This is a genomic window from Brevundimonas kwangchunensis (genome assembly GCF_039523815.1).
Classification (GTDB): Bacteria; Pseudomonadota; Alphaproteobacteria; order Caulobacterales; family Caulobacteraceae; genus Brevundimonas; species Brevundimonas kwangchunensis.
In genome coordinates this window covers 973,204-982,673 of record NZ_BAAAGA010000001.1, presented here as the reverse complement: position 1 = coordinate 982,673, position 9,470 = coordinate 973,204, and the positions used below count along the sequence as shown (strand labels likewise).

9 protein-coding genes are annotated in these 9,470 nt (G+C 69.1%); 2 read left to right on the top strand and 7 right to left on the bottom strand.

Going from position 1 to position 9,470, the window contains the following annotated elements:
- Positions 1 to 147: 147 nt before the first annotated feature.
- The 4 genes from ispG to ABDZ95_RS04745 all read right to left on the bottom strand — a co-directional run bounded on the left by ispG (position 148) and on the right by ABDZ95_RS04745 (position 6,220).
- Positions 148 to 1,293, bottom strand: coding sequence for a flavodoxin-dependent (E)-4-hydroxy-3-methylbut-2-enyl-diphosphate synthase (gene ispG / locus ABDZ95_RS04760; RefSeq protein ID WP_343791155.1), 1,146 nt, complete (start codon positions 1,291 to 1,293; stop codon positions 148 to 150).
- Positions 1,294 to 1,350: 57 nt separating this feature from the next.
- Entirely contained in the window at positions 1,351 to 2,442 is a 1,092-nt protein-coding gene (locus ABDZ95_RS04755) for a helix-turn-helix domain-containing protein (RefSeq protein ID WP_343791153.1), read from the bottom strand.
- 186 nt (positions 2,443 to 2,628) lie between these two features.
- Positions 2,629 to 4,833: a phosphoenolpyruvate--protein phosphotransferase gene (ptsP, locus tag ABDZ95_RS04750; protein WP_425542954.1), complete on the bottom strand. Its 2,205-nt coding sequence runs from the start codon at positions 4,831 to 4,833 to the stop codon at positions 2,629 to 2,631.
- A 112-nt stretch (positions 4,834 to 4,945) separates the two neighbouring features.
- Positions 4,946 to 6,220: an aspartate kinase gene (locus ABDZ95_RS04745; RefSeq protein WP_343791149.1), complete on the bottom strand. Its 1,275-nt coding sequence runs from the start codon at positions 6,218 to 6,220 to the stop codon at positions 4,946 to 4,948.
- 55 nt (positions 6,221 to 6,275) lie between these two features.
- Here ABDZ95_RS04745 and ubiG point away from each other — a divergent pair, with 55 nt between their 5' ends.
- Together ubiG and ABDZ95_RS04735 are read left to right on the top strand one after the other, a co-directional pair.
- On the top strand, positions 6,276 to 7,079 hold the full coding sequence (ubiG, locus tag ABDZ95_RS04740; RefSeq protein ID WP_343791146.1) for a bifunctional 2-polyprenyl-6-hydroxyphenol methylase/3-demethylubiquinol 3-O-methyltransferase UbiG: 804 nt from the start codon (positions 6,276 to 6,278) through the stop codon (positions 7,077 to 7,079).
- Positions 7,076 to 7,615, top strand: a complete 540-nt coding sequence (locus ABDZ95_RS04735; RefSeq protein WP_343791143.1) for an AAA family ATPase — start codon at positions 7,076 to 7,078, stop codon at positions 7,613 to 7,615. Before ubiG ends, ABDZ95_RS04735 begins: the two co-directional genes overlap by 4 nt.
- Positions 7,616 to 7,659: 44 nt before the next feature.
- Here the strand turns inward: ABDZ95_RS04735 and ABDZ95_RS04730 are convergent, their stop codons facing one another.
- Genes ABDZ95_RS04730 through ABDZ95_RS04720 form a run of 3 tightly spaced genes read right to left on the bottom strand, consistent with a single transcriptional unit; the run spans position 7,660 to position 9,470 of the window.
- The gene (locus ABDZ95_RS04730) at positions 7,660 to 8,193 is read right to left on the bottom strand and encodes a GNAT family N-acetyltransferase (protein ID WP_343791140.1); all 534 of its coding nucleotides are present in this window, start codon (positions 8,191 to 8,193) and stop codon (positions 7,660 to 7,662) included.
- Positions 8,148 to 8,615, bottom strand: coding sequence for a DUF6265 family protein (locus ABDZ95_RS04725; RefSeq protein ID WP_343791137.1), 468 nt, complete (start codon positions 8,613 to 8,615; stop codon positions 8,148 to 8,150). Before ABDZ95_RS04725 ends, ABDZ95_RS04730 begins: the two co-directional genes overlap by 46 nt.
- A gap of 30 nt (positions 8,616 to 8,645) precedes the next feature.
- Positions 8,646 to 9,470, bottom strand: coding sequence for an AraC family transcriptional regulator (locus ABDZ95_RS04720; protein WP_343791134.1), 825 nt, complete (start codon positions 9,468 to 9,470; stop codon positions 8,646 to 8,648).

Genomic DNA, 9,470 nt, shown 5'->3' with positions numbered 1-9,470 from the left:
GCGGCGCCCTCCTGCGCCAGGACGGGCGAAACACCCGCTGTCAGAAGGGCGAGCCCGAGGCCCGTAGCGCGCAGCAGTCCGATCATTTCGTCCCCCGATCTTCGCCGACGACCTAGCGCAGCGGGGGCGACGGCGACAACGGAAGAATTACTCCGCGGCCTCGAACTTCGGCTCGGCGGCCGCGCGGGCGGCTTCCAGCTCGGCGGCCTTGGCTTCGACCTGCTGGACGATCTCGTCGATCATGCCGGCGTTGGCCTGTTTGTGGGCGATCTTGCCGTTCAGATAGACCATGCCCGAGCCCGCCCCGCCGCCGGTAAAGCCGACGTCGGTGTAGAGGGCCTCGCCCGGGCCGTTCACGACGCAGCCGATGATCGACAGCGACATGGGCGTGGTCACGTGGGCCAGCTTCTCTTCGAGAATGCCGACGGTCTCGATGACGTTGAAGCCCTGACGCGCGCAGGAGGGGCAGGCGATGATGTTCACGCCTCGGTGCCGCAGGCCCAGCGACTTGAGAATGTCGAAGCCGACCTTGATCTCCTCGACCGGATCGGCGGCCAGCGACACGCGGATGGTGTCGCCGATGCCGGCCCAGAGCATGGAGCCCATGCCGATGGCCGACTTGATCGTGCCCGTGCGCAGCGGGCCGGCCTCGGTCACTCCGAGGTGCAGGGGGCAGTCGATGGCCTCGGCCAGCTGGTGGTAGGCGGCCACGGTCAGGAAGGGGTCGGACGCCTTCACCGAGATCTTGAACTCGTGGAAGTCGTTGTCCTGCAGGATGCGGGCGTGGTTCAGCGCGCTCTCGACCATGGCGTCGGGACAGGGCTCGCCGTATTTCTCCAGCAGCTCCCGCTCCAGCGAGCCGGCGTTGACGCCGATGCGCATGGAACAGCCGTTGTCGCGGGCGGCCTTGATGACCTCGCGCACGCGCTCGGCATTGCCGATGTTGCCCGGATTGATGCGCAGGCAGGCGGCGCCGGCCTCGGCGGCCTCGATGCCGCGCTTGTAGTGGAAATGGATGTCGGCCACGAGCGGCACCTTCGCCTCACGGGCAATGGTCCTGAACGCCGCCGTCGATTCCACGTCGGGGCAGGACACGCGCACGATATCGGCGCCGGCCTCTTCCAACTGACGGATCTGGCCGATGGTCGCATTGGCGTCCGACGTCGGCGTGTTCGTCATAGACTGGACGCTGATCGGCGCGTCGCCGCCCACGGGGACATTGCCCACCATGATCTGGCGGCTCTTGCGGCGTTCGATATGACGCCAGGGACGGACGTGTGTGTGGTCGCTCATTGCGGACGCAACATAGGCTCACGATTGCGGCATGGCCACGACATGCGGCGACGCGTCTTACTGGGCGGACACCGTTTGCAGACTGGCCTGGGCCTGGGCCTGCATCGCGGCCTGGGCGGCGGCCTGACGGGCGGCGACCTCGGCGCGGGCGGCGACCTCGGCGGCCGTCTGGCGGGCGAGAGTCTGGGCGCGGGTGTTCAACTGCCCCAGAGAGCTCTGGGCCGTGGTCAGGGGTCCGCCATGCTCGCCGTTCAGATAGACGTCGAAGGCCGAGACGTCCTGAACCTCGACCGTGGCCGCGACACCGATGGGCGCGCGCCAGGCGTCGCCGGGTGCCAGCTGGCGGGCGAAGAGCACGCGGTTGTCAGCCATCTTGACCACCAGCCAGGCCGACTTCTTCGCCTGCAGTACGACCTGCGAGGCGCTGGCGGCGGCGCCGTAGATCGCCCCGCGCGGGTTGAAGGCGCGGGCGACCGGATTCTGGGACGCGGCGGCGGCGGCAACGGCTTCCGGCGAGGTCGGGTCGACACCGGTCAGCTGGGCCTCCAGGCCGGGCGTGACATAGAGGGCGGGAATGGTCTGGTCCGGCGGCGCCGGCTGGGGCGCGGTCAGACGCATGGCGACGGGCTGGCCGGGCACGGTGCCCAGCGACCAGCTTTCCGGCACCTCGGCGATGTCCGACGGATGCGGCGCCTGCATCAGGTTCACCCGCTGGAAGACGTTCCAGCCGACCACGGCGAACACGAGCGCCAGCGCGCCCATGATCAGGCGTGGCGAGTAGCGCTTCACTTCCTCGAAGGCGATGCCGACCGGCGGCTGCAGCGGCACGGACGGATCCGGGCTCTCGCGCTTGAAGCGTTCGACGGCCAGTTGCTCGTCCAGACCCAGGGCGCCCGCATAGGCGCGCACATAGCCGATCGAGAAGACCCGGTTCGGCAGGATCGAGAAGTCGTTCTGCTCCAGCGCCGTCAGATAGCGGGACGGCACGCGGGTGATGGTCGACAGCTCGGCGAGCGAGCGATCCGAGCGCTCGCGCGCCTGCCGCAGGCCGTCGCCGAGAGTCGGCGCGTCAGTGATGGAAGGAGCGATCTCCCGCCAGTCGGCCTGTCCGTTCTGATCGTTCGGGCCCTTGCCCGTATCTCGCGCCATGACGCCAGACCCCACACTCGGCGAAACGCCCCCGTCCGCCGTACTCCAACCGGGCCCCTGTACCATATCGGGACCTGATGTTGGGTCCGCCCCCTCGGGCGTCCCGAACCCGGCTTGTGGATAACTCATAAGAGTCGACCGATCAATGATTTGTTAAGCACCTGAGCCGTTCCGGCCCGGTACGGATCAAACCGCGACGTTCAACTTCCGGGCCAGGGTTTCGAGCTCGCCGCGGACCGAGGCCGAGGAGGAGCCCAGCAGGGCGGTCATGCCGCGGCGGGCCGCGGTGAGGTCGCTGGACAGGATCATCCGCTTGACTGGCCCCACCCCGCCCGCGGGCGCGGAAAGGCGAGTGAATCCAAGCGTCAACAGTGCGAAGGCCTCCAGCGGACGACCGGCCAGTTCTCCGCACACGGACACGGGCGTGCCGGTGTCGGCGCATTTCTTCTGGATTTCGGCCAGGGCGCGCAGGGCCGGCGGCGACAGAGGGTCGTAACGGTCGGCGACCAGCGGGTTCGTGCGGTCGGCGGCGAACATGTACTGGAACAGGTCATTGGACCCGATCGAGACGAAATCGGTCAGCGGCAGCAGGGCGTCGAGGTGCCAGAGCAGCGACGGGCACTCGATCATCGCGCCGACCCGCAGCATGGCCGGCAGGGCGCGGCCGCGGCGGCGGGCCCAGTCGCACTCGTGGTCGACCAGTTCGCGGGCGGCCCGGTACTCATCGACCGTGGCGATCATCGGGAACATGACGCGCAGTTCGCGGCCGGCCCCGGCGGCCAGCAGGGCGCGGATCTGCAGGCGCAACAGGGCCGGTCGGTCGAGGCCAAGGCGGATGGCGCGACGGCCCAGCGCCGGGTTCTCCTCCCGCTCGGTCTCCAGATAAGGCAGCACCTTGTCGCCGCCGATGTCGAGTGTGCGGAAGGTGACGGGCCGGTCGCCGGCGGTGTCCAGCACCAGCTTGTAGAGCGCGGTCTGGCTGTCGAGGCGCGGCAGCTCCTCGGAGACCATGAACTGGAACTCGGTGCGGAACAGGCCGATGCCCTCGGCGCCGGTGGCGTCGAGGTTCTCCAGATCCACCGCGAGGCCGGCGTTGGTCAGCAGGGTGATGCGCTGGCCGTCCTTCGTGACGGCAGGGACGTCGCGCAGCTTGGCGAACTCGGCCTGACGCTGGTGCCGGACCTCCATGCGTGACTGGACGGCCGACAGCATGTCCGGGCGCGGGCGCAGATAGGCCTCGCCGGTCTCACCGTCGACGATGACCAGATCGCCCTCGGACAGACGGTCGCGGACGCCCATGAGACGGCCGACGCAGGGGATTTGCAAGGCGCGGGCGACGATGGCGGCGTGGCTGGCGGCCGAGCCCTCCTCCAGCAGCAGGCCGCGGATCTTGTGGCGCGGATACTCCAGAAGATCGGCAGGGCCGAGGTTGCGGGCCACGAGGATGGCGTCGTCGGGCAGGTCGCGCTCGCCGGGCCGGTCGCCGGCGAGAACGCGCAGCAGACGGTTGGCCAGATCCTCGAAGTCGTGCAGCCGCTCCTTGATGTAAGGATCGCGGGCCTTGGCGAAGCGGGCGCGATGCTCGTTGCGGACGCGGTCGACGGCGGCCTCGGCGGTCAGGCCGGTGCGGACAGCCTCCTCGAGCGACCGGTTCCAGCCCCGGTCGTCGGCGAACATGCGGTAGGTTTCCAGCACCTCGAAGGACTGGCCGCCCAGTTTGCCGGCGCCGCCTTCCAGCATGCCGTCGATGTTGGCCTTCAGCCCGATCAGGGCCTCGCGCAGGCGGATCTCCTCGACCTGCTGGTTCTCGGCCAGCAGGTTCTCGGGCGCGACCGGGGCCTCGTGCAGGACGACGTGGCCGTAGGCGAGGCCTTCGGCGAAGCGCTGGCCCTTCAGGCGTTCGGGACGATGCGGGGCGACCTCGATGTCGCGCAGCTCTTCCTGACCCAGCAGCTCGCCCGAGGCCACGGTCTCGGCCAGCACCATGGCGATGGTCTGGATGTCCTCGACCTCCTCGTCGTCGTAGCGACGCTCGGAGCGGTTCTGGACGACGAGCACGCCGATGGCCCGGCCGCCGCGCAGCAGGGGGGCGCCGAGGAAGGCGTGGTAGGGGTCCTCGCCCGTTTCCGGACGGTAGGAGAAGCTGGGGTGGGTTGGAGCGTCCGACAGGCTGATCGGAGCGGCGGAGCGAGCCACCTCGCCGACCAGACCCTCGCCGGGACGCAGGCGGGTGTTGTGCACGGCCTCGGGCTTCAGACCCTGGGTGGCGAACAGTTCGAGGTCGCCGGACGCGCGGCGCAGATAGATGGAGCAGACCTCGGCCACCATCGACTGGGCGATGATGCGGACCACGGTGTCCAGGCGGTCCTGCGCGGGCGCCGCCCCCGCCATAGCCTCGCGGATCTGGCGAAGGAGGTTCCGCGGCCCCCTCGTCGTCAATCCGCCAACCGGCATGGTCCCTCCGAAAGCCAACGCCCAAGATGGGCGCGGCCAAGCTTGTTTTCTAGACCGCTTCCAGTCCGTAAGCCGAATGAAGCGCACGAACGGCCAGTTCCGCATAGGCCGCGTCGATCAGCACGCTGATCTTGATCTCGGACGTGGAGATCGCCTGGAACTTCACGCCCTTGTCCGACAGGGCCTTGAACATGGTCTGGGCGACGCCGGCGTGGCTGCGCATGCCGACGCCGACGACCGAGACCTTGGCCACGTCCTCGTCGACGCGCAGTTCCTCGAAGCGAATGTCCGCTTGGGCCGCGCGCATCAACTCGGCGGCGCGCTGGGCGTCGCGGCGGCCGGTGGTGAAGGTCAGGTTGACCGTCCCTTCGGTGCGGGCCTGGCTCTGGACGATCATGTCCACGTTGACGTTGGCCTCGGCCAGACGGGTGAAGACGTCCGCCGGAGCATCGACGCGATCCGCCAGCCCCAGCAGGGTGATGCGGGCCTCGTCACGGCTCATGGTCACGCCGGACACAATGCGTTTCTCCACGATCTCCTCCTCGTCGCAGATCAGTGTTCCGCCCTTGTCGGGCATGACGCCATTGGCGTCCGGTTCGATGAAGCTGGACAGGACCCGAACCGGGACCTGTTTCGCCATGGCCAGTTCGACCGAGCGGGTCTGCAGCACCTTGGCGCCCAGGGACGCCATCTCCAGCATCTCCTCGTAGGAGACCTTTTCGAGGCGGCGGGCCCGCCCCTCGATGCGCGGATCGGTCGTGTAGACGCCGTCGACGTCCGTATAGATATCGCAGGGACAACCCAGCGCCGCGGCCACCGCCACCGCCGAGGTATCCGAGCCGCCGCGGCCGAGGGTCGTGATGCGGCCGTCACGGGTGACGCCCTGGAAGCCGGGGACGACGGCAATCTCGCCCTTGTCCATCGCGGCGCCCAGCACCTCGCCCGGCACATCCTCGATGCGCGCGCGGCCGTGGGCGTCGTCGGTCAGGATCGGGATCTGCCAGCCCATCCAGCTGCGGGCGTTCAGGCCCATGTTGCGCAGGGTCAGGGCCAGCAGGCCCGAGGTCACCTGTTCGCCCGAGGCGACGACGACGTCGTACTCGTCATCGGACAGCTCGACGCCCGCGCCAGGACGGCCCGCGCCATCGGTCCAGGCGACCAGCTCGTTGGTCTTGCCGGCCATGGCGGAAACGACGACGGCGACCTTCTTGCCCGAGGCGGCCTCGGCCGCGACGATGCGGGCGGCGCGACGGATGCGCTCGAGGTCGCCCATCGACGTGCCGCCGAACTTCATCACCAGACGATCCGGGTCGGTCCGCGTCATCCTGTCTGGCTGCTCCGTACTTGCGTGAAAGGGCGCGCGGGTCCATCGCTGCGCCATGGTCGCTTCTAACGGCACGGTATCGGCGCGGGAACCCCAAAGCGCGCGGGAATTCAACGATCAGGCGGAAGGCCCGTCGATCGATCCCGCCGATGTGGCCCGTTTCTCCGCCCAGGCCGCAGAATGGTGGGACGCCAAGGGGCCGTTCGCGCCGCTGCATCGCTTCAATCCGGCCCGTCTGGCCTTCGTGCGCGACCGGGCCGCGGCCCATTTCGGACGCGACGTGAAGAAACGCGAGGCCTTTGCCGGGCTGACCCTGCTGGACATCGGCTGCGGCGGCGGACTGATCGCCGAGCCCATGCGCCGGATGGGGTTCGATGTGACGGCGGCCGACGCCTCCAGCGAAAACATCGGCACCGCCCGCGCCCATGCGGACCAGCAGGGGCTCGACATCCGCTATCGCGCGGCGACGGTCGAACAGCTGGAGGCCGAGGGCGCCGGGCCGTTCGACGTGGTCCTGACCATGGAGGTGATCGAGCACGTCGCCGATCCGGAAGCCTTCGTCCGCACCTGTTCGCGACTGGTGAAGCCCGGCGGCCTGATGGTCGTGGCCACATTGAACCGGACGCTGAAGGCGCTGGCCCTGGGCAAGTTCGCGGCGGAATACATCCTGCGCTGGGTCCCGGCCGGCACCCACGACTGGCGCCAGTTCCTGAAGCCCGACGAGATCCGCGCCATGCTGGCGGACGAGCCGCTGACGGTGACCGGGCCCTACGGACTGGAGTTCAATCCGCTGACCGACCGCTGGAGCGAGGGCAATGCGGACATCAACTACATGATGGTCGCGACCCGGGATCGATGACCGCCAATCCGCGCATCGTCATCACCGGCGGCCCCGGATCGGGCAAGACGACTCTCATCGAGGCTCTGGCCCGGCGCGGCTTCGCGACCGAGCCCGAGGCAGGCAGGGCGGTGATCCGGGCCCAGCAGGCGGTCGGCGGAGACGCCCTGCCCTGGGCCGACCGAAGCGCCTTTGCCGAAGCCATGCTGGCGCACGACCTGGCTGCCTTTGAGCGACGGTCGGACGAGGATGAGCCGGTGTTCTTCGATCGCGGCATTCCGGACATCATCGGCTATCTGGACCTGTGCGGCCTGCCTGTACCGGAGCGTCTGGCACGACTGGCGACAACGCATCGGTACAACCAGACGATCTTCATCATGCCTTTCTGGCCCGAGATCTTCACCCGCGACTCCGAACGGAGACAGGATCCAGACGAGGCGCGACGGACGTACGAGACGATGGCCCGCGTCTATCCGGCCTTGGGCTACGACCTCGTCGAACTGCCAAGGGCGTCGGTCGAGGCGCGGATCGCGCTCATACTGGCGAAGACGCCGTGAGACCGATGTCAACGACGTTGTGATCGCCACGCGGGACTGATCCCTCAGAGCGGCCGCAGCATGTAGCGGGCGTCGTCGCCGTAGCTGGCGAGCTTGGCGGCCATGGCCGGCGTCTCGTGAACGACGAAGCCGTGGCGGGCCCAGAAGGGGGTGGCGTCGTTGACGGCGACCAGGGCCAGCTCGGGCCAGCCGTCGGCGCGGGCCAGATCGGCGAGCGCCTCGACCACCGGACGGGCATGGCCGCCGCCGCGCGCCTCGGGATGCAGGGCGAGGTCGTGCAGGTACATGACCTCGGCATCATCCGGCAGGGCGTCGATCAGGGTGTTCAGCGCCGGAGCCGCCTCACGCCGCCACGGATAGGCGACCATGTAGCCGCGCACCGGGCCGTCGGGCGCGGCGAGGACGAAACAACCCCCGGCGTTCAGGGCGAGGCGGTTCTCGAAACAATCCCGACCCTCGAAATGATCGGGGAAGCCGATGCGGGCGACCTCGACCACGCCGTCGAGGTCGTCGGCCGTCATCGGCCGCCAGTTCAGGCCGGGCAGCGGCTGTTCAGTTCGGCCTTCCGGAAATGCCATTCCACGCTCCTGGTCTGTCCGTCGATCTCGCCCTCGATGCGGGCGTGAAGGGCGTCACCGTCGCGCTCATAGACAATGCGCTGCGGGAAGTCGTGGGTGTCGAGGCCGAAGACGACGAGGTTCGGGGCCGACTCGACGACGGGGAAGACGGTGACCGGCTGGCCCTCGGGCTGGCCGAAATAGGCGTAAGGTGCGTCCGCCGAACGGTCGGCCGGGGCGATGCGGGACAGTTCGAATCCGGCGCGGCTGTTGCGCACGGTGACGTTCATGCCGGTCATCAGACCATGGCGCGGGTCGGACCAGGTCTCGGACACCTCGCGTCCGTTCTCGCAGGACAGCCAGTAGCCGGACATCCAGTCGAGGTCAGGTCTCAGGTCGCCGGCCTGCAGGGCGGCGGTCATCATCAGCGCGGTGGTCAGCATCGTGGTTCTCCCCTTGGCGACACGGCCACGCTAGGCCGGATGGAAGCCCGCCGGCTTGTAGGTTTCCGACGCGATGGCTTTCGCAAGGGCCTGCTGCTCGCGCGCCCATTCGGTGGCGGTGCAGCCGAGGAAGCGGCGGAAATCCCTGGCCATCTGGGGCTGGTCGAAATAGCCGGCCTCCAGCCCCGCCTCGAGCCAGCCGTCGGCGGCCTGACCCGGGTGGGCGGCGTGATCGAAGACGCGGCGGAAGCGGAAGATGGAGCGCAGCATGCGGGGCGAGACGCCGACCCGGTCGGCGAAGCGGCGTTGCAGGGCCCGCTGTTCCGAGGGCGGTCGATCCGGCGAGGGTCGGTCGTCGGTCGACGCCTCGACCGCGGCACGGACGACAGGATCAAGTGACCAGCCCTGTTTGGCCTTCTGCGTTTCCAGCCAGGCGACGAAGGCGGCGACCTGACCTTCGGGATCGCCCGCGGGCGCGGTCAGGCCGGCGAGGCGGTCGGTCATGTCGAGGCGGCGGTCGGTGGCGCGGTCGACGGAGAAGCCCAGCCAGTCGCGGGCGCCGTCGGGCTCGAACCGGACGGCGACCAACTCGGTCGGGCCGGCCGGGCGCAGGGCCAGCGGCTTCGTCATCTGGCCGGCGAAGATGGCGGACGGCTGCAGACCCCACACGCCGTCGTCGTCCAGCTCCTCATAGGGCGAGCCGATATCGAGGATCAGTTCGGGGCAGCCGTCCGGCGCGATGCGCTGGACCGCCGGTGCGGGGTTGAGGTCGGCGTACGTCCAGATCTTGCGGACAAAGCCCCGCAGGGACGGGGGCGGCTCGAACTCTTGATAACGCTCCCCTTCCCCCGCCAT